The following is a 26,891-nucleotide window of genomic DNA, read 5'->3' as shown; positions in this document are numbered from 1 at the left end:
CCGGGCCGGGCCGGGCCGTCAGAAACGGTACTGCTCGTCGTACCCCTGCCCGTGCCCCTGCTGCTGGCCGTCGCCCTGGTACGGGTACTGCTGCTCGGGCGGGAGTTCGCCGCCGTACGCCTCGTCGGTGCGCTGCTGCGGGACCCAGACGCCGCCGGCCGGCGTCTCGCCGCCATAGGTGCCGGTGGCGTACTGGTCCTGGGTGTAGCCCTGCTGGCCGTACTGCTGCTGGCCATAGGCTTCGTAGGAGACGCCGCCGTAGGTCTGGGTGCCGATGTACGGGTCGGAGTACGCGGCGTACTGCTGCTGCTGGCCGGTGGCGTCGTAGCCGTACTGCTGCTGGTCGTAGCCGGTGTAGCCGTCGTACGCGTAGCCCTGGTCGGCCGTCGCGTACTGGTCCTGGTGCTGGCCGGGGGCCGCGTAGTTCTGGTCGGCGGCGGCGTAGGCGGGGTCGCCGCCGTATATGCCGTAGGAGCCCGTGTCGTCCGGCAGGGGCTGCGGTTCATACACGGAGGTCGTCTCGGCGGCGGTGGGCTGAGCTGCGCGTGACGGGGTGAACACGTCGTCGCGGTCGTAGTCGTCGCCGTAACCGACGCCGTCCTGGCCGTACTTGGCGTCGTTGCGTGCGTAGCCGTCCTCGGCCGCCTCCAGGTCGGAGACCTCGAGGGTCGGTTCCTGGCGGTCGGGCTCACCGCGGCGGCGCTTGGCGGCGGCCAGCGGGCCCAGGGCCGGCGCGGAGACCGCCCAGCCGGCCGAGAAGCCGCGGCGGAACGACAGCGTGACGTAGGTCTGGCCGACCGCGAACGCCGCCGCGCCCAGACCGATGACGATGACGGAAGGAATCAGCACCCCGACCACGACGCCGAGGAACCCGACGAAGGCGAGCAGCCGCCAGCGCAGCCGCGCCTTGTACTGCAGCAGCACCTCGCCCAGCAGCCACAGCGCGACGACGCCGAATGCGATGTAGAGGACCGTCCAGCCCATGTACGCCCCTCTCCCAGTGGCCGCCTACGCAGTGTGACGTATATCAGGACGGCCGGTCTAGGCCTGCGGTGGGTGGTGCAGGCCCAGGCTTTCGTAGATTTCCAAGGTAGCTGTGGAGTTGTTGAGCGTGATGAAGTGCAGTCCGGGCACTCCCTCGGCCAGCAGCCGCGCGCAGAACTCCGTGGCGAACTCGATGCCAATGGAGCGTACAGCCGCGGGATCGTCCTTGGCTGTGAGGATCCGCTCTTTCAGGGCGGCCGGGAAAGCGGCGTTGGTGAGGGAGGGGATGCGGTCCAGCGTCTTTACGCTGGCGATCGGCATGATCTCCGGGATGATCGGGGTGTCACAGCCCGCGGCCGAAACCCGGTCGCGCAAACGCAGGTAGTCCTCCGGTTCGAAGAACATCTGCGTGATCGCGTAGTCCGCGCCCGCGCGGCACTTGTCGATGAAGTGACCGACGTCCGCCTCCCAGTCGGCGGAGCGCGGGTGCATCGCGGGGAAGGCCGCCACGCCCACGCAGAAGTCACCGGAGGCCTTGATCAGTTCGACGAGTTCGGCGGCGTAGGTGAGGCCCTGCGGATGCCGCACCCAGTCGCCCAGCGGGTCGCCGGGCGGGTCGCCGCGCAGGGCGAGCATGTTGCGGATCCCGGCGTCGGCGTACTGCCCGATGATGTTGCGCAGGTCGGCCACCGAGTGGTCGACGGCGGTGAGGTGGGCGATCGGGGTGAGCGTGGTGTCCGAGGCGATCGCCTCGGTCGCCTTGACCGTGCCCGCGCGGGTGGAACCGCCCGCGCCATAGGTCACGGAGACGAAGTCGGGTCCTACGGCCTCGACCCGGCGCAGCGCGTTCCACAGGTTCCGCTCGCCCTTCGGGGTCTTGGGCGCGTAGAACTCGAAGGAGTACGTCGTCTTTCCGGTCGCGAGCATCTCGCGCACGGTACGAGCGTGGTCCGATCTGATGGATGCGGTGCCGAGGGCCATACTCGCAGGTTAGCCAGGGGGCCCCGGTCCCCCAACCGGACGCCGGACATTTGCCCGATTTGCCGGTTTGTTGTCCACGCCTTGGACAAACGTCAGGAAATCCGGGGTCGGGGTACCCACCGGGGCAGGCGGGGCACTACCCCTGCCGCAGCCGCTTGGCGAACTCCGCCGCCGCCGCGCCCGGGTCGTCCGCCTCCGTGATCGCCCGTACGACGACGGCACGGCGGGCGCCCGCCTCCAGCACCTGGTCGAGGTTGGCGAGGTCGATGCCGCCGATGGCGAACCAGGGCCGGGCGGTGCCGAGGGCGGCCGTGTGCCGGACCAGGTCGAGACCGGGGGCGTGGCGGCCGGGCTTGGTGGGGGTAGGCCAGCAGGGGCCGGTGCAGAAGTAGTCGACGCCCTCCTGGACGGCGGCCGCGGAGGCCTCGGACCCGGAGTGCGTGGAGCGGCCGATGAGGACGTCGTCGCCGAGGATCGCGCGGGCCGCGGGTACGGGGAGGTCGCCCTGGCCGAGGTGCAGGACGTCGGCGCCGGCGGCATGGGCCACGTCGGCACGGTCGTTGACCGCGAGGAGCTTGCCGTGCCGGGCGCAGGCGTCGGCGAAGACCTTCAGGTGCTCGAGTTCCTCGGCCGCCTCCATGCCCTTGTCCCGCAACTGCACGATGTCGACGCCCCCCGCCAGCACGGCGTCCAGGAACTCCGCGAGGTCGCCCTGCTGCTTGCGGGCGCCGGTGCAGAGGTAGAGCCGGGCATCGGCGAGCTGGGCGCGGGCGGTGCCTGCGGTGACGGTGTCGGACATACGGTGCCCCCTGTGGTCGGGTTGCCGGACGGGTGACGTCGGGCGGGTGCCGGACGGTGGCACGGTAGCCGGAGCTGGGCGCGACGTCGTGGAGCGGTGGGGTGTGGTGGGCCGGGGCGGGGTGGCACCGGACCCGGCCGCCGGTGCGGGCGAGCCTGACTTCGAGCCCGGGGACGCCCTGCTTCGAGCCCAGGGGCGGCGCCCTCCGACGGCGGCCTCGACCGCGGTGCGGCACGGGCCGACGCGGCGGGCCCGGCCGACCCGCGTCGGCCGGACGGCCGAAGCCTCCGCACTTACGAAGCTTACGAAGACGCCGTCGCGCCGGTGGCCTGGGAGCCGACCCCCGGCCCCGAGCGGGAGCGGCAGGTTCTCCCCGCCGCTCCCCGTCACTCACCACCGTGCGGTCACTCCCCACCGTGCGCCACGCGCGTCCCGCCGCCGGCTCCGGGCCGCAACTACCCGCGGCCGTGGCCTTGGGGCTGCCCCGGCCCGTGCGCCGGACGGTGTTCGGATCGGTGGGTTCGGACTCAGACGGCAAGCGCCTGGGCGCGGCGCTTCACCTCCGTGCCGCGATTCTCACTGAGTGCTTGCGCGGGGGTGCCGGGCAGGCTGTCGTCGGGGGTGAAGAGCCACTCCAGCATCTCTTCGTCCGTGAAGCCGTCGTCCCGCAGGAGCGTCAGGGTCCCGGACAGGCCCTTGACGACCTTGTCCCCGTCGATGAAGGCGGCGGGGACGTGCAGTGCGCGGTTCTCACCACGGCGTACGGCGATGAGCTGGCCGTCCTTGACCAGCTGCCGGACGCGGGTCACCTCGATGCCGAACATTTCGGCGATGTCGGGGAGGGTGAGCCAGGCGGGGACGAGAGCATCGGTTTTTGCGTCAATCTCGGTCACGGAACAAGCCTGCCATCTGCCACTGACAGTCGGAAGCCAGGCCGGTCCGCCCGGGAGGACCTGTTGGGGTGACGTGCTACGCCACCGCCCCTTTCATCGGCCGTCCCGGATCCTTCAGCAGCTCCGCGTTCACCGGCGTGCCCGCCTCGATCAGCCGTCGGCCCTGCGCCAGATCCCTCGGCCGGCCCACCGCCAGCAGGGCGACGAGCCGGGCACCCCGCAGCCAGCAGACGGTCCAGGCGGGGCCCGACGGGTCGCCGCGCCACAGAAGCGTGTCGGCGGCGGCGTGATGGCCGGCGTACTGGACGAAGCGGCCGAACTGCTCGGACCAGAAGTACGGCACGGGGTCGTAGATCGCGGAGCTCTCGCCGAGGATGTTCGCGGCGACCGTGCGCGGGCCCTGGAGGGCGTTGTCCCAGTGGTGGACCAGGAGGCGCGCGCCGTACCGCCCCGACGGGAAGGAGGCACAGTCGCCGACCGCGTAGACGTCCGGCACGGACGTGCGCAGGCGCTCGTCGGCCACGACGTCGCCCTGTACGCCGAGCTCGATGCCCGAGCCCGCCAGCCAGGCCGTGGCGGGCCGCGCCCCGATGCCGACCACGACCGCACCGGCGGGCACCCGCGAGCCGTCGTCGAGGACCACCTCGCCGGGCTCGACGCGCTCCACGCGCGCGTGCGTACGCAGCACCGTCCCGCTGTCCTCGTACCAGGCGGTCATCGGCGCGGCCACCTCCGCGGGCAGCGCACCCGCGAGCGGCCGCTCGGCCGCCTCCACGACCGTCACCGCGCAGCCCGCCTCGCGCGCGGCCGTGGCGAACTCCGCGCCGATCCAGCCCGCGCCGACGACCACGATGTCGTGCTGCCGGGCCAGCACCGGCCGCAGCCGCTCGGCGTCGTCCAGGGTGCGCAGCAGATGCACGCCGGGCACGCCCTCCGCGCCCGGCAGCCGGATCGGTTCGGCGCCGGTGGCGAGGACGAGGACGTCGTACGGGACGGGCCCGGCCTCGGTGTCCAGCTGGTGCTCGGCGGGGCGCACGCCCAGCACCTCTCGCCCCAGCTGGAGTTCGACGCCGAGCGCCTCGAAGTCGACGTCGAAGGCGGAGCCCTCGGCCTTGCCGAGCAGCACGGCCTTGGACAGGGGCGGCCTGTCGTACGGCTGGTGGGGCTCGGCGCCGATCAGTGTGACGGTGCCGGTGTAGCCCTGTTCCCGCAGGGCGACCGCCGTCTGTACGCCGGCCATGCCCGCGCCGGCCACGACCACGCGGCGTGCCGCTGACGTGCCCCATTGCTGCGTCTGCTCGCTCACCTGATCACCATAGACAACTGACTATTTGTCAGTCAGGGGGCGTGCTCAGTGACCTGCTGCACAACCTCGACCGGAAGCTGCTCCACCACGCTGGTCCCGCTGCCCGTCTGCGACTCCCATTCCCAGGTCTCCTCCAGCCGCACCCGCCCGTCGGGGAGCTCGACCACCGTCGACGCACAGTGCCCCGACGACGTCGTGCCGTCCCGCTTGAGCTGCACGTACCGGAAGTCCAGCCGGTCGCCTTCCCTGGTGCCCACGAGATGGCCGCGTACGACGTCGCCGCCCGTGTACTCGGCCCAGATCTCGCCGTCCTTCTCGTGGTACGTGAACCGGGTGCGGGTACCCACCTGACCTGGGGCCTGGTCCGCGACCGGGGCGAGGACGAGACCGTCGAGCGAGCGGGGCATGGACGCGGGCTCCCTTACTGAGACTTCGGGCGGCGGGCTAGGGTGGCCAACGTAGAGCACTCGCGGGAGCCCGGACGCACCGGGCTGAGAGGGAGGCTGGCGGCCTCCGACCGTACGAACCTGATCCGGGTCATGCCGGCGAAGGGAGGGGCTGGACGCCCATGTCGCGTACGCGAACCTCAGACGTCCTCGTCATCGGGGGCGGCATCATCGGCCTGGTCACGGCGTGGCGGGCCGCGCAGCGCGGGTTCACGACGGCTGTCGTGGACCCCGAGCCGGGTGGCGGAGCCGCCCAGGTGGCGGCCGGGATGCTGGCCGCCGTCACGGAACTGCACTACGGCGAGCAGACCCTGCTCGGCCTGAACCTCGCCTCGGCCCGCCGCTACCCGGACTTCACGGCCGAGCTGACCGACCTGACCGGCCATGACCTCGGCTACCGCCGGTGCGGCACGCTCGCCGTCGCGCTGGACGCGGACGACCGCGCCCATCTGCGCGACCTGCACGCCCTGCAACGCCAGTCCGGCCTGGACTCCGAGTGGCTGTCCGGGCGGGAGTGCAGGCGCCTGGAGCCGATGCTCGCGCCGGGCGTGCGCGGCGGGCTGCGGGTGGACGGCGACCACCAGATCGACCCGCGGCGGCTGTCCGGGGCACTGGTGGCCGCGTGCGAGCGGGCCGGAGTGGTCTTCCACCGGGCCTGGGCCGAGCGCTTCGACGTCGTCCGGGACCGCGCCGCCGGAGTCACCACGGCGGACGGCACCGAGCTGCGCGCGGGCCAGGTCGTCCTCGCGGCCGGGAGCCTCAGCGGACGTCTGCCCGGGGTCCCGGACGACGTACTGCCGCCCGTGCGCCCCGTGAAGGGACAGGTGCTGCGGCTGACCGTGCCGCAGCGGTACGCGCCGTTCCTGAGCCGGACCGTGCGGGCCGTGGTGCGGGGCAGCCAGGTGTATCTGGTGCCGCGTGAGAGCGGCGAGCTGGTCGTGGGGGCGACGAGCGAGGAGCTGGGCTGGGACACCACGGTGACCGCGGGCGGCGTGTACGAGCTGCTGCGCGACGCGCACGAGCTGGTGCCGGGCATCACCGAACTGCCGCTCACCGAGACGCGGGCCGGCCTGCGCCCGGGCTCCCCCGACAACGCGCCGCTGCTCGGCCCGACCGAGCTGGACGGGCTGTCGCTGGCCACCGGGCACTACCGCAACGGCGTGCTGCTCACGCCGGCCACCGGCGACGTCATGGCGCACGTCCTGGCCACCGGTGAGCTCCCGGACGAGGCCCGCGCCTTCACCCCCAGGCGCTTCAGCGCCGCCGCACTCACGGAGCAGCCCGTATGAGCGTCCCGGTCACCATCTCGGTCAACGGCGAGCGTCGGCAGATCGAGCCGGGCACGGCTCTCGACGCGCTCGTGAAGTCCCTCACCGCGGCGCCCTCCGGAGTGGCCGCCGCCCTCAACGAAACCGTCGTCCCGCGTACGCAGTGGCCGTCGACGTCCCTCTCCGAGGGGGACCGCGTCGAGGTCCTGACCGCCGTCCAAGGAGGCTGAACCATGGCCGACGATCCCTTTGTCATCGGGGGTACGTCCTTCACGTCCCGTCTGATCATGGGCACGGGCGGGGCGCCCAGCCTGGACGTGCTGGAGCGGGCGCTGGTGGCGTCCGGGACGGAGCTGACGACGGTCGCGATGCGGCGGGTGAACGCGTCGGTGCACGGCTCGGTGCTCTCGGTGCTGGAGAAGCTCGGGATCCGGGTGCTGCCGAACACGGCGGGGTGCTTCACGGCGGGAGAGGCCGTGCTGACGGCCCGCCTCGCGCGCGAGGCACTCCGCACGGATCTGATCAAGCTGGAGGTCATCGCCGACGAGCGGACGCTGCTGCCGGACCCGATCGAGCTCCTTGACGCTGCCGAGACGCTGGTGGACGACGGGTTCACCGTGCTGCCGTACACCAATGACGATCCCGTGCTGGCGCGGAAGCTGGAAGACGTCGGCTGCGCGGCGATCATGCCGTTGGGGTCGCCGATCGGCTCGGGGCTCGGTATCCGCAATCCGCACAACTTCCAGCTGATCACGGAGCACGCGCGCGTGCCGGTGATTCTGGACGCGGGAGCCGGTACGGCGTCGGACGCGGCGCTCGCGATGGAGCTGGGGTGCGCGGGTGTGATGCTCGCCTCAGCGGTGACGCGGGCCCAGGAGCCGGTGCTGATGGCCGACGCGATGCGGCATGCGGTGGAGGCGGGGCGGCTGGCCCACCGGGCGGGGAGGATTCCGATGCGGCACTTCGCGGAGGCGTCGTCGCCGGTCGAGGGCCTGGCGCGGCTGGACCCGGAGCGGCCCGCGTTCTGAAAGCCGTTCTGAACGCACGTTCGATGGAAAGTCTTCGGCCAGTGAGGCGTCCGTCACAGGTCAGCTTCAGTCCCGCCCCGATCCCGGCCGAACCGAGAGGCGTGTCGGTGTCGGCTCGTACACTCACCTGCGTGGATACGACCCTTCAAGACCCTCTGGTCGGGCAGGTGCTCGACGGCCGGTATCGCGTGGACGCGAGGATCGCGGTCGGCGGGATGGCCACGGTCTACCGGGCCGTGGACACCCGCCTCGACCGTGTGCTCGCGCTCAAGGTGATGCATCCCGCGCTGGCGGTCGACGGGGTGTTCGTCGACCGGTTCATCCGGGAGGCGAAGTCCGTCGCCCGGTTGGCCCACCCGAACGTGGTGCAGGTCTTCGACCAGGGCACCGACGGGTCGTACGTCTATCTCGCCATGGAGTACGTCGCGGGCTGCACCCTGCGCGACGTGCTGCGCGAGCGCGGGGCGCTGCAGCCCCGCGCCGCCCTCGACATCCTTGAGCCGGTGCTGGCCGCGCTCGGCGCCGCGCACCGCGCCGGGTTCGTGCACCGGGACATGAAGCCGGAGAACGTCCTCATAGGGGACGACGGCCGGGTCAAGGTCGCCGACTTCGGGCTCGTGCGGTCCGTGGACACCGTGACCAGCACCACCGGTGCCGTGCTGGGCACCGTCTCCTATCTCGCGCCCGAGCAGATAGAGCAGCCCGGCGCCGCCGACGCCCGCGTCGACGTGTACGCGTGCGGTGTCGTGCTCTACGAGATGCTCACCGGCGACAAGCCGCACGACGGGGACTCCCCCGCCGTGGTGCTCTACAAGCACCTGCACGAGGACGTCCCGCCGCCCTCGGCGATCGTGCCGGGGCTGGCGTACGAGCTCGACGAGCTGGTCGCGTCGGCCACCGCACGCACCCCGGACATCCGTCCGTACGACGCGGTGGCGCTGCTCGCGCTGGCCCGGGACACCCGCGCCGCACTGAGCGCGGAGCAACTGGACGCTGTGCCGCCACAGGCGCTCACGGCGGAGCACAGCAATGCCGACGACCGTACGAGCGTGATCCCGCGCGCGCTGAACATCCAGCGGCCGCTGCCCGTGAACGAGGACGAATCGGAGCGCGAGGCCGTCTTCAACAGGACCAGCCGGCTGGAGTCGCCGCCCCCGCCGCCCCGGCGCCGGTCACGGACGTCGCGCGCTCCGCGCGGGCCGCTCGTCATCGTCGCCGCCGTGCTGCTGGCCCTCGGCCTCGGCGTCGGCATCTGGTACATCAACTCCGGCCAGTTCACCGAGGTCCCCCCGCTGCTGTCCAAGACCGAGGCGCAGGCCCGGGACCGGCTGGAGGACTCCGGGCTCGACGTCGGCAAGGTCGAGCGCGCGTTCAGCGACACCGTCAAGCGCGGCACCGTCATCAGCACGGACCCGGACACGGGCGCCCGCATCCGGCACAACGACTCCGTGAGTCTGGTCATCTCGGCGGGACCGGAGACCGTGAAGGTCCCCGACCTGGAGGGCTACCGGCTGGACAAGGCGAGGACCGTCCTGAAGGACAGCGGCCTCGAACCGGGCATGGAGACCCGGGAGTTCAGCGACGACATCGCACGGGGCTCCGTGATCTCCGCCGACCCCGGGACGGGCACCAAGGTCCGCTCCGGCTCCGCGGTCGCGCTCACCGTCAGCAAGGGCACCCCGGTCGACATCCCGGACGTCATCGGCGGGAGCCTCGACGACGCGAAGGCCGACCTGGCCGAGGCCGGCCTGAAGGTGAAGGTCGCCCCCGCGCGGGTCAACTCCGAGTTCGACGCGGGCCAGGTCGCCCAGCAGTCGCCGACGGAGGGCAAGCAGGCCGCCAAGGGCGACACCGTGACGCTGACGCTGTCCAAGGGCCCCGAGATGATCGAGGTCCCGGACGTGGTCGGTGCCAGCGTCGACGACGCCACGACCGCGCTGGAGTCGGCCGGCTTCCAGGTCGACGAGGACCGCGGCCTGCTCGGACTGTTCGGCGACACGGTCAAGAAGCAGTCCGTGAAGGGCGGGAAGACGGCGCCGAAGGGGTCGACGATCACGATCACCATCCGGTGACGGGGCGCAGCGGCGGGCGGTCAGTCGCAGGGTCCCCGCACGGGACCCCTCCGCGCGCATGACACCCTGAACGGGTGAAGATCCAGCAGTCCGCCACCCCGGAACCCGCCCCCGCCGCCCCGTCCCGCAACCCCATCGGCGGCCACGTCCCCGTGGCCGGCGGCCTCAGTTCCGTCGGGCTCACCTACGCCCACGACCTCAAGGCCGAGACGGTCCAGGTCTTCGTCGCCAACCCGCGCGGCTGGGCCACGCCGGCCGGGAATCCGCGGCAGGACGAGGAGTTCCGCGCGGTGTGCGAGGCCGAGTCGATCCCGGCGTATGTGCATGCGCCGTATCTGATCAACTTCGGCTCGCACACCGAGGCGACGGTCGAGAAGTCGGTGGAGTCGCTGCGGCACTCGCTGCGGCGCGGGCGGGAGATCGGGGCACTGGGCGTGGTCGTGCACACGGGCAGCGCGACCGGCGGCCGGGAGCGGGCCGTGGCGCTCAAGCAGGTACGCGAGCACATGCTGCCGCTCCTCGACGAGCTGAGCCACGACGACGACCCGTTCCTGCTGCTGGAGTCCACCGCCGGGCAGGGTTCCTCACTGTGCTCGCGGACCTGGGACTTCGGGCCGTACTTCGAGGCGCTGGACGCCCATCCGAAGCTGGGCGTGTGCCTGGACACCTGCCACATCTTCGCCGCCGGCCATGACCTGACCGGCCCGTCCGGCATGCACCAGACGCTCGACCTGCTGGTGGACACCGTCGGCGAGGGCCGGCTGAAGCTGATCCACGCCAACGACTCCAAGGACGTCGTCGGCGCCCACAAGGACCGGCACGAGAACATCGGCGCAGGTCACATCGGCGAGGACCCGTTCCGGGCGCTGATGACGCACCCGGCCACCGAGGGGGTACCGCTGATCATCGAGACACCGGGCGGCAAGGAAGGGCACGCGGCGGACGTGGAGCGGCTGAAGAAGCTTCGCGACGGGTAACCCGACCCGGCAGAACAGGACAGGACAGGGTTGGGTTGGGAATACCCCTGGGGGGTATACGGTTCTTGCTCGGTGCAGGAACCGTAACCTGGCATTGGGGGCACTCATGCAGCACGAAGCGCACGCGGCACACGCGCACCACCACGAGATGGCCGCGACCAGCAGCTGGGCGATGGCCGTCCGGGCCACGCTGCACTGCCTCACCGGCTGCGCCATCGGCGAGGTGCTGGGCATGGTGATCGGCACCGCGCTCGGCTGGGGCAACGTACCGACCCTGGTCCTGGCGATCATCCTGGCCTTCTTCTTCGGCTACGCGCTCACCCTGCGCGGCGTACTGAAGGCGGGCGTCGACCTGCGTGCCGCGCTCAAGGTGGCGCTGGCCGCGGACACCCTGTCCATCGCCGTGATGGAGCTGGTCGACAACGGTGTGATCGTGCTGTGGCCCGGCGCCATGGACGCCGAGCTCGCCGACCCGCTGTTCTGGTGGGTGCTGGCGATCGCGCTGACCGTCGCCTTCGTTCTGACGACCCCGGTCAACAAGTGGATGATCGGCCGCGGCAAGGGGCATGCGGTGGTGCACCAGTACCACCACTGAACGCCCCGGTACGACCACCGAAGGTCACAGCTCAGGCCCGTCCCCGGGCTCCTCCTGGTACGAGTACCGCTGTTCCTTCCACGGGTCCCCGAGGTTGTGGTACCCGCGCTCCTCCCAGAACCCGCGCCGGTCGGCGGTCATGTACTCCACGCCCCGGACCCACTTGGGGCCCTTCCAGGCGTACAGATGGGGGACGACCAGACGGAGGGGGAATCCGTGCTCCGCCGTGAGCAGTTCGCCGTCCTTGTGGGTCGCGAAGATCGCGAGATCGGAGGCGAAGTCGGCGAGGCGAAGGTTGGAGCTGAAGCCGTACTCGGCCCACACCATCACATGCGTGACGGCCGGGGCGGGCGGGGCGATGTCGAGGATCGTACGGGCCGGAATGCCGCCCCACTCCGCGCCGAGCATGCTGAACTTCGTGACGCAGTGCAGATCGGCGACGACGGTCTTGTACGGCAGCGCCGTGAACTCCTCATGGGTCCAGCAGTGCTTCTCGCCGTCGGCGGTGGCCCCGAACACCCTGAACTCCCAGCGTTCGGGCCGGAACTTGGGGACCGGGCCGTAGTGCGTGACCGGCCAGCCGCGCTGCACTCGCTGTCCCGGCGGAAGCTCGGCGTGTGCTGCTGCTCCACCCTCGCGCTCTGCCGGCTGACCCATGTGTCCATCCTGACAGACCGGGGGCAGTGCACCTGACCACACCCCTCCACAATTCACCGCAAACTGGACTAAGCATGCACTTACTTACTAAGTGAAGACTTACTGGACGATCTTCGTCAGCGGTGGAATCATGCGGCCCAACCCGCCAGTTACCACGCGTGGAAGGAGCCTCTGCGATGCAGGGCGACCCCGAGGTCCTCGAATTCCTCAACGAGCAGCTGACCGGCGAGCTCACGGCGATCAACCAGTACTGGCTGCACTACCGGATCCAGGACAACAAAGGCTGGACCAAGCTCGCCAAGTACACGCGTGAAGAGTCCATCGATGAGATGAAGCACGCGGACAAGCTCACCGAGCGCATCCTCATGCTGGACGGCCTGCCCAATTACCAGCGGCTGTTCCACGTGCGGGTCGGCCAGACGGTCACCGAGATGTTCCAGGCCGACCGCCAGGTCGAGGTCGAGGCGATCGACCGCCTCAAGCGCGGCATCGAGGTGATGCGCACCAAGGGCGACATCACATCCGCGAACATCTTCGAGTCGATCCTCGAGGACGAGGAGCACCACATCGACTACCTGGACACCCAGCTGGAACTCATCGAGAAGCTCGGTGAGGCGCTCTACCTCGCGCAGCAGATCGAGCAGCCGAGCTAGGCCGCGTCCTCAAGATCGGCGAGCAAGGGTTCACCCTGGTCGGCCAGCTCCCGGCGCGGGCAGGCACCCCTGCCCAGGAGCGCCTGGATACGGCGCACACACGAACCGCAGTCCGTTCCTGCCTTGCAGGCCGAAGCTATCTGGCGGGGAGTGCAGGCACCGCCCTCCGCGTGCTTCTTGACCTGCTGCTCGGTGATGCCGAAGCAGCTGCAGACGTACACGCGGTTCACCTCCCGGCGGGATCGATGCGCCATCCCCTTGATCGGTGAGGCTAACCTAACCTTACCCGTCGCACAGGAGCCATAAAAGTGGGGTGGGGCGCGGATCGTATGTGATCCGCGCCCCACCCCCTTTGCATGTAACAACCGAACCGACTACTGGTCCCTGTACATCTCCGCAACGAGGAACGCCAGGTCAAGCGACTGGCTGCGGTTGAGCCGCGGGTCGCAGGCCGTCTCGTAGCGCTGGTGCAGATCGTCGACGAAGATCTCGTCGCCGCCGCCCACGCACTCGGTGACATCGTCGCCGGTGAGCTCCACGTGGATGCCGCCCGGGTGGGTGCCGAGGGCCTTGTGGACCTCGAAGAAGCCCTTGACCTCGTCGAGCACGTCGTCGAAGCGGCGGGTCTTGTGACCGGAGGCCGCCTCGAAGGTGTTGCCGTGCATCGGGTCGGTCACCCAGGCCACGGTGGCACCCGAGGCGGTGACCTTCTCGACCAGCTCGGGGAGCTTGTCGCGGACCTTGTCGGCGCCCATCCGGACGATGAAGGTCAGCCGGCCCGGCTCACGCTCGGGGTCCAGGCGCTCGATGTACTGCAGCGCCTCCTCGGCCGTCGTGGTCGGGCCGAGCTTGATGCCGATCGGGTTGCGGATCTTGGAGGCGAACTCCACGTGCGCGTGATCCAGCTGCCGGGTGCGCTCACCGATCCACACCATGTGGGCGGAGACGTCGTACAGCTGCCCGGTGCGCGAGTCGACCCTGGTCAGCGCGGACTCGTAGTCGAGCAGCAGCGCCTCGTGCGAGGAGTAGAACTCGACGGTCTTGAACTCCTCCGGGTCGGCCCCGCAGGCGTGCATGAAGTTCAGTGCCTGGTCGATCTCGCGGGCGAGCTGCTCGTAGCGCTGGCCGGACGGGGACGACTTCACGAAGTCCTGGTTCCAGGCGTGCACCTGGCGCAGGTCGGCGTAACCGCCGGTGGTGAAGGCGCGCACCAGATTGAGCGTGGAGGCGGATGCGTTGTACATCCGCTTCAGGCGCTCGGGGTCCGGGATGCGGGCGGCCTCGATGAAGTCGAAGCCGTTGACCGAGTCGCCGCGGTACGTCGGCAGGGTCACGCCGTCGCGGGTCTCGGTGCCCTTGGAGCGCGGCTTGGAGTACTGGCCGGCGATGCGGCCGACCTTCACCACGGGGACGGACGCGGCGTACGTCAGCACGGCGCCCATCTGGAGCAGCGTCTTGAGCTTGTTGCGGATCTGGTCGGCGGACACCGCGTCGAAGGCCTCGGCGCAGTCGCCGCCCTGGAGGAGGAACGCCTCTCCCTTGGCGACGGCCGCCATCCGGGCGCGCAGCTGATCGCACTCGCCCGCAAAGACGAGCGGCGGATACGACTCGAGGTCCGCAACGACTGCGCGCAGAGCCTCGGTGTCGGGGTACTCGGGCTGCTGCGCCGCGGGCAGGTTTCGCCAGGTGTTGCCAGCGCTCGCGCTGGTCTTAGCGTTCACGGTCACGACCTCAACATTACGGGGTCGGGTAGGGCGTCCTGCCCCATGCCCAGCAATTGAGACACGGGGTACACGACTCGGACACCCGACATGGGATAAGGTGCCTCGCATGTTCGCGCACTCGACCCAGAACTGGTGGTGGACCGCTCATCCGGCGGCCCACTGACTGCGCGTACGACAGACTTCGCGAAGGCCGCCCGAGGGGCGGCCTTCGGCGTTTTCCGGGTCGTTCCTCTCCACCGAATCCACAGATCCACTGATCCACGGAGAAGGAGCACGGACCCATGAACCTGCTCGGCTTGCCGGACGACCCCCGCCCGTTCGCCCTGCTGCGCCGCCGCACCCCGGGCCACGATCACGAGACCGTCGAGGTCATGATCGGCCCGGTCAGCACCTACGACAGACTGGCCGACCTCCCCGCCGAGGGCCTGGCGCTGGTCCCCTTCCGGCAGATCCGCGAGCGCGGCTTCGACGTCCGTGACGACGGCACGCCGCTGTCGGTGCTGATCCCCGAGGAGACGTACGAGATCCCGCTCGCCGACGCCCTGGCGCAGCTCCCCGCGCACGACGTGCGGGTCGAGGGCGGCGGCTTCGACGTCGGCGACGAGGAGTACGGCGAGATCGTCGGGCGGGTGCTGCGCGAGGAGATCGGGCAGGGCGAGGGCGCGAACTTCGTGATCCGGCGGACGTACGAGGGCGAGATCCCGGGGTTCGGACGCGCCGACGCGCTCGCGCTGTTCCGGCGGCTGCTGGAGGGCGAGCGGGGCGCGTACTGGACGTTCGTCGTGCACACCGGAAATCAGAAAGGGCCCGTAGGGCCTTCCTTGGAAGGGCGGGGGCGGGAGACGGGTGGGCGCACGCTGGTCGGGGCGAGCCCCGAGGTGCACGTGCGGATGTCCGGCGGGACCGTGATCATGAACCCGATCAGCGGGACGTACCGCTACCCCGCCGAGGGGCCGACGCCCGGGCATCTGCTGGACTTCCTCGCCGACGGCAAGGAGATCGAGGAGCTGTCGATGGTCGTCGACGAGGAGCTCAAGATGATGTGCACCGTCGGTGACATGGGCGGCGTGGTCGTAGGGCCCCGGCTGAAGGAGATGGCGCACCTCGCGCACACCGAGTACGAGCTGCGCGGGAAGTCCTCGCTGGATGTGCGTGAGGTCCTCAAGGAGACCATGTTCGCGGCCACCGTCACCGGCTCGCCCGTGCAGAACGCCTGCCGGGTCATCGAGCGGCACGAGGTCGGCGGGCGCGGCTACTACGCCGGTGCGCTGGCCCTCCTCGGACAGGACTCCGGCGGCGCCCAGACCCTCGACTCCCCCATCCTGATCCGCACCGCCGACATCGACGCGGCCGGACGGCTGCGGGTGCCGGTCGGTGCCACGCTGGTGCGGGGGTCGGACCCGGCGAGCGAGGTCGCGGAGACCCACGCCAAGGCGGCGGGCGTACTGGCGGCTCTGGGCGTACGGCCGGGAAGGCCGCGCGAGGAGTCCGTACGGCCCTGCCTCGCCGACGACCCACGCGTGCGTGCCGCGCTCGACGGGCGCCGGGCGTCGCTCGCACCCTTCTGGCTGCGGATGCAGGAGCCGTCCGCCGAGCTGAGCGGTCACGCCCTGGTCGTCGACGGGGAGGACACCTTCACGGCGATGCTCGCCCATGTGCTGCGGTCGAGCGGCCTGGAGGTGACCGTGCGGCGCTACGACGAGCCCGGCCTGCGGGAGGCGGTACTCGCGCACGAGGGGCCGGTCGTGCTCGGCCCCGGCCCCGGCGACCCCTCGGATCTCGCCGACCCGAAGATGCGGTTCCTGCGGGAGCTGACCGCCGAGGTCATCCGGAATCACCGGCACGGTGTGCTCGGCGTCTGCCTCGGGCACGAGCTGATCGCGGCCGAGCTGGGGCTGGAGATCGTACGCAAGGAAGTGCCGTACCAGGGCGCGCAGACGACGATCGAGCTGTTCGGGCGGCCGGAGACGGTCGGTTTCTACAACAGCTTCGTGGCGCGCTGCGACGACGAGGCCCTCCTGGAGCTCACCGCGCACGGCGTCGAGGTCAGCCGGGCCGGCAACGGGGAGGTCCACGCGGTGCGCGGGCCCGGCTTCGCCGGCGTGCAGTTCCACCCGGAGTCGGTCCTGACGCTGAACGGCGCCGCCGTCGTGCGGGAGCTGGTGGGTCAGCTGCGCGGGACCAGCACGTTCTCGGAGCGGCGGCCCGCTGTGTAGTCGAGGACGTTCTTCAGCGTGGTCTCGACGATCTGGCCGACGGCGTCCTGGGTGTAGTACGCCTGATGGGAGGTGACCAGGACGTTCGGGAAGGTGACGAGGCGGGCCAGGGTGTCGTCCTCGATCGCCTGGAGGGACTTGTCGAGGAAGAACAGCCCGGCCTCCGCCTCGTACACGTCGAGGCCGACGCCCGTGAAGCGGCCCTCGCGCAGCTCGGCGACGAGGGCCGCGGTGTCGATGAGGCCGCCGCGGCTGGAGTTGACCAGGACGGCGTCGTCCTTCATCGACTTCAGGGCGTCCGCGTCGATCAGGTGCAGGGTCTCCGGCATCAGCGGGACGTGCAGGCTGACCAGGTCGGACTCGGCGAGGAGCTGGTCCTTGGAGACGTAGCGCATGCCGAGCTGCATGCAGGCGGGGTTCTCGGCGACGTCCCAGCCGAGGAGGTTCATGCCGAAGCCGTGGGCGATCCGCGTGAATGCCTCGCCGATCTTTCCGGTGCCGAGGACGCCGGCGGTGCGGCCGTGCATGTCGCGGCCCATCAGGCCGTCGAGGCGGAAGTCGAAGTCACGCGTGCGCGTGGAGGCGCGGACGATGCGGCGGTTGACCGCCAGGGCGAGGGTCCAGGCGAACTCGGCCACGGCGTGGGGCGAGTAGTACGAGACCCGTGCGACCGTCATGCCGAGGCGCTCGGCGACCTTGAGGTCGATGTTGTTGAAGCCGGTGGAGCGCTGGGCGACCATCCGGGTCCCGCCGGCCGCGAGGGTCCCCAGGACGCGGTCGCCGAGGTCGCAGTTGACGCTGGTGCAGACGACCTCGTGGCCGGTGGCGATGGGGGCGGTGTCCCCGTTGAGGAAGACGTCCAGGCAGCGGACCTCGTGGTGACCCCGGAAGGCCTGCTCGATCAGGGGCTTCTCGTCGGCCTGGACACCGAAGGCCATGATCTCCAAGACGGCTCCCTTCGTGGGGCTATGGGCCGAATATACGGCCCACAACCCCACGTCGCCGGGCGGAAAGCAGCCGCCGGAACGCGGCCGCCGGAACACCGCCGGCGAAGGCCGGTCAGCCGAAGAAGACGCCGACCTCTTCGTACAGCTTCGGATCGACCGTCTTCAGCTTGGCCGTGGCGTCCGCGATCGGGACGCGGACGATGTCGGTGCCGCGCAGGGCGACCATCTTGCCGAAGTCGCCGTCACGGACCGCCTCGATGGCGTGCAGTCCGAAGCGGGTGGCGAGCCAGCGGTCGAAGGCGCTCGGGGTGCCGCCGCGCTGGATGTGCCCGAGGACGGTCGTACGGGCCTCCTTGCCCGTCCGCCGCTCGATCTCCTTGGCCAGCCACTCGCCGACGCCGGACAGCCGGACGTGCCCGAAGGAGTCCAGCGACTGGTCCTTGAGCACCATGTCGCCGTCCTTCGGCATGGCGCCCTCGGCGACGACCACGATCGGGGCGTACGACGCCTTGAAGCGCGAGGTGATCCAGGCGCAGACCTTGTCGACGTCGAAGCGCTGCTCGGGGATGAGGATGACGTTGGCCCCGCCGGCCAGCCCGGAGTGGATGGCGATCCAGCCGGCGTGACGGCCCATCACCTCGCAGACGAGGACGCGCATATGGGACTCGGCGGTGGTGTGCAGCCGGTCGATCGCCTCCGTGGCGATGCCGACCGCGGTGTCGAAGCCGAAGGTGTAGTCGGTGGCGGACAGGTCGTTGTCGATCGTCTTCGGTACGCCGACGCAGGGCACGCCGTACTCGTCGGACAGCTGCGTGGCGACACCCAGGGTGTCCTCGCCGCCGATGACGATGAGCGCCTCGACCTCCTGCTTGGCGAGGTTCTCCTTGATGCGGCGGATGCCGCCGTCCTGCTTCAGCGGGTTGGTCCGCGAGGAGCCGAGGATGGTGCCGCCGCGGGGCAGGATGCCGCGCACCGCGGGGATGTCGAGACGGATGCTGTCGTTCTCGAGCGGACCTCGCCAGCCGTCCCTGAAGCCGACGAAGTCGTAGCCGTACTCCTGTACGCCCTTGCGGACGACGGCCCGGATGACGGCGTTGAGACCGGGGCAGTCGCCGCCTCCGGTCAGTACTCCGACCCGCATGGAAATGTCCCTTCGCCGCGGTTGCCTGATGAGGCCACGCTAATGGTGATACAGGTCACACAGGGATGGGCGGGAAGGGCAATTCCGGTGAAGTGTCAGGCGGTTGGTTTACGCACCGGTTCGTTCATCGGGTCAGCGGATCGCCGGATCACTCGTCGTCGAGGCCGCGCTCGATGGCGTATCGGACCAGCTCCACCCGGTTGTGCAACTGGAGCTTGCCGAGGGTGTTCTGGACGTGGTTCTGGACCGTGCGGTGGGAGATGACGAGGCGTTCGGCGATCTGCTTGTAGCTCAGGCCCTTGGCGACGAGCCGCAGCACCTCGGTCTCGCGCTCGGTGAGCTGCGGGGCCCCCGGCTGGTCGGTGTCCGGTGCGGCCGGCGCCGGCTCGGAGGCGAGGCGGCGGTACTCGCCGAGGACCAGCCCGGCCAGGCCCGGCGTGAACACCGGGTCACCGACGGCGGTTCGGCGCACCGCGTCCAGCAGCTCCTCCGTGGACGCGGACTTCAGCAGATACCCGGTCGCGCCGGACTTCACGGCCTCCAGGACGTCGGCGTGCTCGCCGCTCGCGGACAGGACGAGGACGCGCAGGGCCGGGTTGTGGCCGACGAGTTCCTTGCAGACCTGGACGCCGGGCTTGGCGGGCAGGTTGAGGTCGAGCACCAGGACGTCCGGGGCGGCGGCCTTGGCACGGCGTACCGCCTGGTCACCGTCGCCGGCGGTGGCGACCACGTCGAAGCCGGACTCGGCCAGGTCGCGGGCGACCGCGTCGCGCCACATGGGGTGGTCGTCGACCACCATGACCCTGATCGTGCCCTGCCGTGCGTCCGGTCCGCTCGCGGTGTCCGTCATCGCTGCTCCGCCTTCCCCCGTGAAGAGCTGCTGTCCTTCGGTACTTTCAGTTCCACTTCGGTGCCCTGCCCCGGCACCGAGATCAGCTCGGCGGTGCCGCCGAGATCCCGCAGCCTGCCGCGGATCGACAGGGCGACCCCGAGCCGCCCCTCGCCCTCGGCCTGGGCGAGCCGGCCCTCGGGGATGCCGGGTCCGTCGTCCCGTACGGTGACGATCACCTCGTCGGGTTCGTCCTCGACGAGGATCCACGCACGCGCGTGCTCCCCCGCGTGCCGGCGGACGTTGTCCAGGGCGGCGCCGACGGCCGCGGTCAACTCCCGCGCCGCGGCCGGGGTCAGGGACACGGGCGCGCCCGGCTCGGCGAGGCTGACCATGGCGCCGGCATACGGGGCGAGCAGCACACGGAGATCGACCGGACCGGCGGGACCGGTGGAGTCGTCGGGCTCCTCGACGGCCCGTACGACCGCGCCCTGGGCGGCGTCCTCCGACACCCTCGACAAGGGCACCAGGCCGCCCGAGACCAGCGTCCGCAGCGCGACCTCCTGCTCGCCCGCCATCCGGCCCAGCTCGGCCGCCTCGCCGCCGATGACGGCACCGCGCCGCTGCACCATCGCCAGCACCTGGAGCACACTGTCGTGGATGTCCCGGGCGAGCCGCTCCCGCTCCCGCGTCGCCGCCTCGATCTCCAGGGCCCGCGCGAGGGTGCGCTCGGAGGCCCGGGCGACCTCGACGACGTAGCCGATGGCGATGGACGCGATCCAGACGAGCAGCACCATGTGGACGGTGTCGCGGGTCGGTACGCCGGAGCGATGGACCAGGTTGGCGGCGGCGACCAGCGTGGAGGCGAAGGCGGCCCAGCGCCAGCCGCCCTTGATGGCGAACGCCAGCACGGCGCCCGCCGTCCATATCGACGGCAGCGTCGGGGCCCCGGCGTCGATCCGCTCGGGTGACTCGGCGAGCCGCGTGAGCAGGATGCCGGCCAGGGCGATGGTGAGGTCGACGGCGAGGAAGCGCTTGGTGCAGCTCGCGGCGTTCGCCACGCGGGGCAGCGTGGCCAGCGTCCAGACGGTCAGGACCGCGAAGTAGCCGATGGCCACCCAGGGACGAGTGACCTCGTCGTACGCGCTGACGAAGAGCCCGATCGCGTACACCAGGGTCAGCACCCGGTATCCGGTGAGCGCACGCCACAGCGGCTGCTCGACCGACATCCTCATGACCCGCTCGCGCTCGGCCATGCCCCCCACCCCTCGGCTCAGTGTGCGGCCGACTCTATTCGGACAGTTCCTTCTTCTTGCGCGCCTGTTCCTTCTCGGCCTTCGCGGCCTCCGCGATCTGCCGCTTGGCGGCGGTCGCGTACATGTCGACGTACTCCTGGCCGGAGCGCTTCATGATCTCGTACATGACCTCGTCGGTCAGCGCGCGGAGCACGAAGCGGTCGTGCTCCATGCCCTGGTACCGGCCGAAGTCCAGCGGCCTGCCGATCCGGATGCCCGGCCGCATGAGCTTGGGCATGACCTTGCCGGGCGGCTGGATCTTCTCCGTGTCGATCATGGCGACCGGGATGACCGGCGCTCCGCTGGCGAGCGCCACGCGCGCGAGGCCGCCGGGCTTGCCCCGGTAGAGCCGGCCGTCGGGCGAGCGTGTGCCCTCGGGATAGATACCGAACAGCTCACCGCGCTCAAGGACGTCCGTGCCGCTCTTGATGGCCGCCTCGCCCGCCCCGCGCCCGCCGGAGCGGTCCACGGGCAGCTGGCCGACGCCCTTGAAGAACGCGGCCGTCAGCCGACCCTTGACGCCCGGAGTGGTGAAGTACTCGGCCTTCGCGATGAAGGTCACCTTGCGGTCGAGGACCGCGGGCAGGAAGAACGAGTCCGAGAAGGAGAGGTGATTGCTCGCGAGGATCGCTGGGCCCTCGGCGGGAATGTTCTCCAGGCCTTCCACCCAGGGCCTGAAGGCGACCTTCAACGGTCCCCCGATGGTCACCTTCATCGCGCCGTACAACAACCGAGTGCCTCCTGTGTCTGTCGCTCAGACCTTAACCCGGAGCACTCCCAATGACTCCGACGACCCTGGTCGGTGTCAGTGCGGTCGCGTACGGTGAAGGACACCTGGATGTATCGACTTGCGGCTCCGCCGCGTGGGTCGTTGTGGTTCCTCTCGTCCATGTCGTCCTTCTCACGAACAGGAGACCGTAAGGTGCCGGTCCTTCCTGGAGCAGAGCCCTACCGCCGTGCCGGTGGTGAGGTCGGGGTTCTGCTCTGCCACGGCTTCACCGGTTCCCCCCAGTCGCTGCGCCCCTGGGCGGAGTCCCTCGCCGAGCAAGGGCTCACCGTCTCGCTGCCGCTGCTGCCGGGACACGGCACGCGCTGGGAGGACATGCAGCTCACCGGCTGGCAGGACTGGTATGCCGAGGTGGACCGCGAGCTGCGCAGCCTGCGCGAGCACTGCACCCGGGTCTTCGTGGCCGGCCTGTCCATGGGCGGCGCCCTGGCCCTGCGGCTCGCCGCGAAGCACGGGGAGGACGTCGCCGGGGTGCTGGTCGTCAACCCGGCGAACAAGATCCACGGGCTGTTCGCGTACACGCTTGCGGTGTCCCGCCACTTCGTCCGTACGGTGCCGGGGATCGTCAGCGACATCGCGAAGGAGGGCGGCGTCGAGATCGGGTACGACCGGGTGCCGCTGCACGCGGCCCACTCGCTGCGGACCTTCTTCCGCCTGGTCGACGGCGAGCTGCCGCAGGTCACCCAGCCGCTGCTGCTTCTGCGCAGCGCCCAGGACCACACCGTGCCGTCCGCGGACTCGGCCCGGATCCTGAGCAGGGTGTCGTCGACGGACGTAACGGAGGTCGTGCTGGAACAGAGTTATCACGTGGCGACGTTGGACCATGACGCGAACCGGATCTTCGAGGAGAGCCTCGGCTTCATCGGCCGGCTCGCAACCGGCGTCGGCAAGGGAAGGACGACCGCACGTGGCTGAGCACGACTCCGACCGCGAAAGGCGCGAGGACCGCGACGATCGCGAGCCGGAAGAGCAGCACGTCCCGTTCGACGAGGACGCAGCCTGGGCCGCGATCGTCGCCGGGTTCGGCGACGAGCCGCCGGACCCGCCCGGCTCGAAGCCCTACAAGTCCGTGGAGGACCTGGCCCTGCCGGAGTCCGACACCAACGACGAGACGGGCGGCAGGAGGGACGAGGAGCCGACGGCCGGGCAGGGCGACAAGGGCGCGAAGGTCAAGCAGACCGACGAGCCCAAGGAGGACGAGCCCGCCAAGTCCCTCGGCAGCTCGATCTCCTTCGCCCCCGGCGTCGGCCCACGCGACTACAGCGTGCCCGAGCCGGCCGAGGACGACTTCGACGCCGACGACGAGGGCCACTTCGTCCCGCCGGAGCCGCCGCCCCTGCCCGCCGCCGACGCGACCGCGAAGTTCGCCTGGCTCGCGGTGATCGGCGGGCCGGTCCTGCTGCTGCTCGCCGTCGTGCTCAACTGGGACATGACGTGGTGGCTGGCCACCCTGGGCATCGGCGGGTTCCTGGGCGGGTTCGCCACGCTTGTGATGCGGATGAAGACGGACGACGAGGACGAAGGCGATCCGGGGCGGGGCGCGGTCGTCTGACCTACTGAGCTGCCGGGACTCTGAGGGCGGCCAGGACCGGAAGGTGGTCCGTGGCCGCCCTCAGGTCTGTCTGCATGATCCCGGGAAGGCCGATGGGAACCCCGCATCCGACCACCTCGATGCCCTTGGTCGCGAAGATCGCGTCGATACGTTGATGCGGGTCGGCCGGCGTCGAGGTGTACTCCTCGCCCCAGGGGCTGGTGGCCCAGCAGTCCTGGAGGCCGTCGGCCAGCCGGTGGAAGGTGCGGCCGCCGGGGCGTTCGTTCAGGTCGCCGCCCGCGACGGCGTGCTCGACGCCCATGCCGGCGAGGCGGTCGAGCAGCATGCCGCCCTGTTCGTAGCGCTCGTCCTTCTGCAGGGAGAGGTGACAGCAGAGCACGCCGAGACGGGCGCCGCCGAAGCGGACCACTGCCGTGGCGAAGCCGCGTCTGTGGAGTCCGGGGGTGAGCGGGAGGAGTACGTCCTCGGTGCGTTCGATCGTCGCCCGGAGCGAGCAGAGGATCGCCGGGCCCGCGGCCGTGGCGCCGCCCGTGAGGATCACGAGGTTCGCCGCGCGGGCCAGGCGGGAGAGTTTCTTGCGCCAGCGGAAGAAGCGGGGGGCTTCCTGGATGAGGACCAGGTCGGGGGCGCAGGCGGTGATGACGTGGGCGAGGGCGTCCGTGTCGTCGCGCATCGAGCGGATGTTGTAGCTGAGTACGCGGATGAGGGCGGAACCGTCGGGCTCTGTGTGGGAGTTGGGCAGCAGCTCCATGTGGATCAATTTACGCCCCATGGCTCGGGGCGCGAGGTTCATGGCGACAGCCGGTCGTACGTGGCTGGTCGCGCAGTTCCCCGCGCCCCTGGAGAGTTGGACCCACCGGCCCTTTACATGATCGGGTCGGGCTCCCGGGCCAGGTCCGCCGCGCCCACCAGGCCCGCCTTGTTGCCGAGCTGGGCGGCGATGACGTCCGCCACCGGGCGCCAGTTGCCGCCCACGAGCCAGCGCTTGTAGGACTTGCGGATGGGGTCGAGGACCAGTTCGCCCTCGTCCGAGAGGCCGCCGCCGACGATGAAGGCGGACGGGTCGAAGAGGGAGGCCAGGTCGGCGAGGCCGGCGCCGGCCCAGCGGGCGAGCTCGCGGTAGGAGTCGACGGCGACCGGGTCACCCTGGCGGGCGGCCATGGAGATGTGCTTGCCCTCGATGCCCTCGGGGCTGCCGTCGCCCATGCCGAGCAGGATCTCGGCGCTCTCCGGGGTGGCGTTGGCGCGCTGCTTGGCGTAGCGGACGAGGGCGCGGCCGGAGGCGTACTGCTCCCAGCATCCCTGGCTGCCGCAGCCGCAGAGCAGGCCGTCCGGCACCATGCGGATGTGGCCGAACTCGGCGGCCACGCCGTAGTGGCCGCGGCGCAGCTTGTTGCCGATGATGATGCCGCCGCCGAGGCCGGTGCCCAGCGTGATGCAGATGACGTTGCGGTGGCCCTTGCCGGCGCCGAACTTGTACTCGCCCCACGCGGCCGCGTTGGCGTCGTTCTCGACTACGACCGGGAGGCCGACGCGCGCCTCGACCTTCTCCTTGAGCGGCTCGTTGCGCCAGTCGATGTTGGGGGCGAAGTAGACCTCGGAGCGCTGACGATTGACGTAACCGGCCGCACCGATACCCACGCCGACGATCTCGTGCCCGGCGCGCGCGCCCTCCACCGCGGAGGCGATGGCGTCCACGATGCCCTCGGGCGTGCCCGGGGTCGGCACCTTGTGGGTCGAGAGGATGTTGCCTTCCTCGTCGACCACGCCGGCCGCGATCTTCGTGCCGCCGATGTCGACGCCGATGGTGAGTCCCATGAATCCCTCAGTTTCGGTCGAGCCCCGCTACGGCCAACCGTACCCGAGCCCCTGTCGTCGCAGTCCCCGTCGTCCGCCCGGCGGACGGGGCCGGCCGAGGCCCTGAACACGGGGCTCGGCTCATCCGTCGACCGGGGAATCAGTCCAGGTCGATGCGCTCGCCGGGACCGGGCTCGTCGCCTCGGTCGGGACGCTCGTCCAGGTCGTGCCCGCCCGTCTCCCGGGTGGTCCAGCGCTGTTCCTGGGCCTGGACCGCGGAGCGGTAGGCAGCGAGGAGTTCGCCACCGGCCGCGGCCAGGTGGTCGAAGACGTCGGGGTTGCGCTCGATGACGGGCTCGACGGCGGCCTTGGCCTGCTCCACGACCTGCTTGACCACCTGCTGGGCGGCGGGTCCGGCGACCGCGCCGAGCAGCGGGGACTGGAGGGTCGAGAGCTTGTCCGCGACGGCGTCGACGAGCTTGCGCAGTTCCTCGGCGGCGGAGCCCGGGGGCGTGCCGTACTGGGTGCGGCGGCGGGCCTTCTCCTCCGCGAGGTCCTCGGCGCACGCCGTGGCCCAGGCGTCGGCGTCGGTCGCCCGTACCTCGTCGATCGCCTCGTGCTTGTCGGCGTCGGACGTGGGGAGCTCTTCGCTCATGACGGACTCCTGACTACGGTTCGTCTCTACGACGTTACCCGAACGGGCGTACCTGCTTCACCGGGTCCTCGGCCACAGACCCGGATCCGGCGCGAACCGGATCCGCAGCTCGCCGTCGCGCAGCCCGGCCCCGTCCACACCGCACCGGCGCAGGGCGGACGGCAGGGGCACGATACGCCGGAACTGTCCCGCGGTGAGGACGAGTTCGTCGCCGCGCCGGACGAGGTCGAGTTCGTCGCGTACGGCGCCGGGCAGGGGAATGTGCCAGACGAGGACGCCGTCCTCGGCCAGCCGGTCGACGACGGGCCACTCCACGGTGGACGACGTCGTGTTGACGGCGGGCACAGCGAGCGCGGCGAGGTCGTCGGCGCCCCGGGGGTCCCGTCCGAGGTGGCCGACGCCATGGACGTCATGGTCCTGCTGCCACTCCTCCAGGACCTTGCGCTGCTGGGTGACGGGTCCGTCGAGCCAGCTGCCCGCCGTGGCCTCCGCCTCCGGCAGGACGCGGTTGGCGATCAGCAGGTCGGGGCGCAGGCCGCGCAGGGCGAGGGCGAGGGTGGCGGCGCGTACGGCGTCGGCGCCGGCCGGGCCGGGTTCGGCGACCAGCCGTACGACGGTGTCGCGGTCGTCGACCACGGCTTCCACGGCGGCGAGCTCGACGTCCCAGCGGGCCGCGGTCTCGTACAGCCACTCCGCGGGCATCGGAACTCCGGCCAGCCGCCCCAGGACGGGCCGCAGCGCGCGGGCGGCCTGCCGTTCGGAGGGGATCAGCCGGCGCAGGTAGCGGCGCAGCTCCTCGGGGAGCGAGAGCAGGGCGAGGGCCTGCGGGGTGGCGGGCAGGTCCACGACGAGCAGCTCGTGCCGCTCGGCGAGGGCCGCGTCCCGCAGCGCCCGCAGCAGTGCGAGCTCCTCGGCCCCGGGGAGCGGAGTGACCTCTTCCGGGTCCAGCCGGGAGGCGCCGAGGAGGTCGAGGGCGGTGGAGGCGCGTTCCTGGAAGCCGGCGAGGTCGTCCCGGAAACTCAGCGCCGCGTCGGGGCGCCAGGCGGTGAGGGTCTCGCTGACCTGTGTCGGCGTCACGCCGGTCGGCACGCCGAGAGCGGCACCGAGGGTGTCGGTACGGTCGCCGCCGAGCAGGAGGGTGCGGGTGCCCTCACGGGCGGCGGCGAGCGCGGTGGCAGCGGCGACGGTGGTACGACCGCTGCCGCCGGGGCCCGTGATCAGGATGGTGCGCATGGGGGTGAACCGTAACGGACGTCGGGATCAAGGCCGCTCGAAACGCAGCCCCGGCC

The 26,891-nt window shown here is 71.0% G+C and carries 29 protein-coding genes and 1 riboswitch; of the genes, 11 read left to right on the top strand and 18 right to left on the bottom strand.

The features are described from left to right. Nucleotides 1-18: 18 nt before the first annotated feature. From OG331_RS35695 to OG331_RS35670, 6 genes are all read right to left on the bottom strand, one after another. The gene (locus OG331_RS35695; protein ID WP_406204074.1) at nucleotides 19-984 is read right to left on the bottom strand and encodes a hypothetical protein; all 966 of its coding nucleotides are present in this window, start codon (nucleotides 982-984) and stop codon (nucleotides 19-21) included. Between the two features lie 57 nt (nucleotides 985-1,041). Then, a complete protein-coding gene (gene metF, locus OG331_RS35690; RefSeq protein WP_406204072.1) occupies nucleotides 1,042-1,965 on the bottom strand; it encodes a methylenetetrahydrofolate reductase [NAD(P)H] in 924 nt (307 codons plus the stop codon). Between the two features lie 136 nt (nucleotides 1,966-2,101). Then, on the bottom strand, nucleotides 2,102-2,764 hold the full coding sequence (gene thiE, locus OG331_RS35685) for a thiamine phosphate synthase (protein WP_406204069.1): 663 nt from the start codon (nucleotides 2,762-2,764) through the stop codon (nucleotides 2,102-2,104). A gap of 527 nt (nucleotides 2,765-3,291) precedes the next feature. After that, nucleotides 3,292-3,657: an Rv2175c family DNA-binding protein gene (locus OG331_RS35680; protein ID WP_406204066.1), complete on the bottom strand. Its 366-nt coding sequence runs from the start codon at nucleotides 3,655-3,657 to the stop codon at nucleotides 3,292-3,294. Nucleotides 3,658-3,733: 76 nt separating this feature from the next. After that, nucleotides 3,734-4,963 carry an NAD(P)/FAD-dependent oxidoreductase gene (locus OG331_RS35675; RefSeq protein ID WP_406204063.1) on the bottom strand — a complete coding sequence of 410 codons (1,230 nt, stop codon included), beginning with the start codon at nucleotides 4,961-4,963 and terminating at the stop codon, nucleotides 3,734-3,736. Nucleotides 4,964-4,995: 32 nt separating this feature from the next. Beyond that, nucleotides 4,996-5,370 (bottom strand): hypothetical protein, encoded by a 375-nt coding sequence (locus tag OG331_RS35670; RefSeq protein WP_406204060.1) that lies wholly within the window; start codon nucleotides 5,368-5,370, stop codon nucleotides 4,996-4,998. Between the two features lie 52 nt (nucleotides 5,371-5,422). Next, nucleotides 5,423-5,534, top strand: a riboswitch (TPP riboswitch). Here OG331_RS35670 and thiO point away from each other — a divergent pair. The 6 genes from thiO (at nucleotide 5,532) to OG331_RS35640 (ending at nucleotide 11,349) form a co-directional block, all read left to right on the top strand. Beyond that, entirely contained in the window at nucleotides 5,532-6,698 is a 1,167-nt protein-coding gene (thiO, locus tag OG331_RS35665; RefSeq protein ID WP_406204057.1) for a glycine oxidase ThiO, read from the top strand. It overlaps the preceding riboswitch by 3 nt. Further along, a complete protein-coding gene (gene thiS, locus OG331_RS35660; RefSeq protein ID WP_406204054.1) occupies nucleotides 6,695-6,907 on the top strand; it encodes a sulfur carrier protein ThiS in 213 nt (70 codons plus the stop codon). Before thiO ends, thiS begins: the two co-directional genes overlap by 4 nt. 3 nt (nucleotides 6,908-6,910) lie before the next feature. Then, nucleotides 6,911-7,705: a thiazole synthase gene (locus OG331_RS35655; RefSeq protein WP_406204051.1), complete on the top strand. Its 795-nt coding sequence runs from the start codon at nucleotides 6,911-6,913 to the stop codon at nucleotides 7,703-7,705. A gap of 131 nt (nucleotides 7,706-7,836) precedes the next feature. Beyond that, nucleotides 7,837-9,777: a Stk1 family PASTA domain-containing Ser/Thr kinase gene (pknB, locus tag OG331_RS35650; RefSeq protein ID WP_406204048.1), complete on the top strand. Its 1,941-nt coding sequence runs from the start codon at nucleotides 7,837-7,839 to the stop codon at nucleotides 9,775-9,777. A gap of 74 nt (nucleotides 9,778-9,851) precedes the next feature. After that, a complete protein-coding gene (locus OG331_RS35645; protein WP_406204045.1) occupies nucleotides 9,852-10,754 on the top strand; it encodes a deoxyribonuclease IV in 903 nt (300 codons plus the stop codon). A gap of 106 nt (nucleotides 10,755-10,860) precedes the next feature. Next, nucleotides 10,861-11,349, top strand: coding sequence for a DUF4396 domain-containing protein (locus tag OG331_RS35640; RefSeq protein WP_406204042.1), 489 nt, complete (start codon nucleotides 10,861-10,863; stop codon nucleotides 11,347-11,349). Nucleotides 11,350-11,373: 24 nt separating this feature from the next. On the opposite strand, the gene OG331_RS35635 is transcribed toward OG331_RS35640, so the two are convergent. Then, entirely contained in the window at nucleotides 11,374-12,006 is a 633-nt protein-coding gene (locus OG331_RS35635; RefSeq protein ID WP_328882208.1) for a sulfite oxidase-like oxidoreductase, read from the bottom strand. A gap of 176 nt (nucleotides 12,007-12,182) precedes the next feature. Between OG331_RS35635 and bfr the strand changes: the two genes are divergently transcribed. Continuing rightward, a complete protein-coding gene (gene bfr / locus OG331_RS35630; RefSeq protein ID WP_328882207.1) occupies nucleotides 12,183-12,659 on the top strand; it encodes a bacterioferritin in 477 nt (158 codons plus the stop codon). Here the strand turns inward: bfr and OG331_RS35625 are convergent. Together OG331_RS35625 and OG331_RS35620 are read right to left on the bottom strand one after the other, a co-directional pair. Beyond that, nucleotides 12,656-12,889: a (2Fe-2S)-binding protein gene (locus OG331_RS35625; RefSeq protein ID WP_328884504.1), complete on the bottom strand. Its 234-nt coding sequence runs from the start codon at nucleotides 12,887-12,889 to the stop codon at nucleotides 12,656-12,658. The genes bfr and OG331_RS35625 overlap by 4 nt on opposite strands. A 144-nt stretch (nucleotides 12,890-13,033) precedes the next feature. After that, entirely contained in the window at nucleotides 13,034-14,386 is a 1,353-nt protein-coding gene (locus OG331_RS35620; protein WP_406204038.1) for a class II 3-deoxy-7-phosphoheptulonate synthase, read from the bottom strand. 103 nt (nucleotides 14,387-14,489) lie between these two features. Between OG331_RS35620 and OG331_RS35615 the strand changes: the two genes are divergently transcribed. Together OG331_RS35615 and OG331_RS35610 are read left to right on the top strand one after the other, a co-directional pair. After that, the gene (locus tag OG331_RS35615) at nucleotides 14,490-14,546 is read left to right on the top strand and encodes a trp operon leader peptide (RefSeq protein ID WP_071528813.1); all 57 of its coding nucleotides are present in this window, start codon (nucleotides 14,490-14,492) and stop codon (nucleotides 14,544-14,546) included. Nucleotides 14,547-14,664: 118 nt separating this feature from the next. Continuing rightward, on the top strand, nucleotides 14,665-16,599 hold the full coding sequence (locus OG331_RS35610; RefSeq protein WP_406204036.1) for an anthranilate synthase family protein: 1,935 nt from the start codon (nucleotides 14,665-14,667) through the stop codon (nucleotides 16,597-16,599). Here the strand turns inward: OG331_RS35610 and OG331_RS35605 are convergent. From OG331_RS35605 to OG331_RS35585, 5 genes are all read right to left on the bottom strand, one after another. Continuing rightward, on the bottom strand, nucleotides 16,551-17,546 hold the full coding sequence (locus tag OG331_RS35605; protein WP_406204033.1) for a 2-hydroxyacid dehydrogenase: 996 nt from the start codon (nucleotides 17,544-17,546) through the stop codon (nucleotides 16,551-16,553). The genes OG331_RS35610 and OG331_RS35605 overlap by 49 nt on opposite strands. A 112-nt stretch (nucleotides 17,547-17,658) precedes the next feature. Then, entirely contained in the window at nucleotides 17,659-18,687 is a 1,029-nt protein-coding gene (locus OG331_RS35600) for a 6-phosphofructokinase (RefSeq protein ID WP_406204031.1), read from the bottom strand. Between the two features lie 148 nt (nucleotides 18,688-18,835). Beyond that, nucleotides 18,836-19,537, bottom strand: a complete 702-nt coding sequence (locus tag OG331_RS35595; RefSeq protein WP_391402990.1) for a response regulator — start codon at nucleotides 19,535-19,537, stop codon at nucleotides 18,836-18,838. After that, nucleotides 19,534-20,772 carry a MacS family sensor histidine kinase gene (gene macS / locus OG331_RS35590; RefSeq protein ID WP_406204028.1) on the bottom strand — a complete coding sequence of 413 codons (1,239 nt, stop codon included), beginning with the start codon at nucleotides 20,770-20,772 and terminating at the stop codon, nucleotides 19,534-19,536. The genes OG331_RS35595 and macS overlap by 4 nt, the downstream gene beginning before the upstream one ends. Before the next feature lie 34 nt (nucleotides 20,773-20,806). Continuing rightward, nucleotides 20,807-21,538 (bottom strand): lysophospholipid acyltransferase family protein, encoded by a 732-nt coding sequence (locus tag OG331_RS35585; RefSeq protein WP_406204025.1) that lies wholly within the window; start codon nucleotides 21,536-21,538, stop codon nucleotides 20,807-20,809. Nucleotides 21,539-21,733: 195 nt separating this feature from the next. On the opposite strand from OG331_RS35585, the gene OG331_RS35580 reads away from it, so the two are divergent. Next, nucleotides 21,734-22,513 (top strand): alpha/beta hydrolase, encoded by a 780-nt coding sequence (locus OG331_RS35580; RefSeq protein WP_406204022.1) that lies wholly within the window; start codon nucleotides 21,734-21,736, stop codon nucleotides 22,511-22,513. After that, complete coding sequence (locus OG331_RS35575; protein WP_406204019.1) at nucleotides 22,506-23,150, top strand: hypothetical protein; 645 nt, start codon at nucleotides 22,506-22,508, stop codon at nucleotides 23,148-23,150. The genes OG331_RS35580 and OG331_RS35575 overlap by 8 nt, the downstream gene beginning before the upstream one ends. Before the next feature lies 1 nt (nucleotide 23,151). On the opposite strand, the gene OG331_RS35570 is transcribed toward OG331_RS35575, so the two are convergent. From OG331_RS35570 to OG331_RS35555, 4 genes are all read right to left on the bottom strand, one after another. Beyond that, nucleotides 23,152-23,901, bottom strand: coding sequence for an endonuclease/exonuclease/phosphatase family protein (locus tag OG331_RS35570; protein WP_406204016.1), 750 nt, complete (start codon nucleotides 23,899-23,901; stop codon nucleotides 23,152-23,154). 113 nt (nucleotides 23,902-24,014) lie between these two features. After that, nucleotides 24,015-24,968: an ROK family glucokinase gene (locus OG331_RS35565; RefSeq protein WP_369270505.1), complete on the bottom strand. Its 954-nt coding sequence runs from the start codon at nucleotides 24,966-24,968 to the stop codon at nucleotides 24,015-24,017. 139 nt (nucleotides 24,969-25,107) lie between these two features. Next, nucleotides 25,108-25,602 (bottom strand): DUF5304 domain-containing protein, encoded by a 495-nt coding sequence (locus OG331_RS35560; RefSeq protein WP_406204012.1) that lies wholly within the window; start codon nucleotides 25,600-25,602, stop codon nucleotides 25,108-25,110. 57 nt (nucleotides 25,603-25,659) lie between these two features. Further along, nucleotides 25,660-26,835, bottom strand: coding sequence for an ArsA family ATPase (locus tag OG331_RS35555; protein WP_406204009.1), 1,176 nt, complete (start codon nucleotides 26,833-26,835; stop codon nucleotides 25,660-25,662). Nucleotides 26,836-26,891: the final 56 nt, after the last annotated feature.

Origin of the sequence: Streptomyces sp. NBC_01017 (assembly GCF_045162795.1) — a bacterium.
In the GTDB taxonomy this organism is placed as follows: domain Bacteria; phylum Actinomycetota; class Actinomycetes; order Streptomycetales; family Streptomycetaceae; genus Streptomyces; species Streptomyces machairae.
Note: the sequence above shows the minus strand (reverse complement) of the source record. Positions and strands in the feature narration are given on the sequence as shown.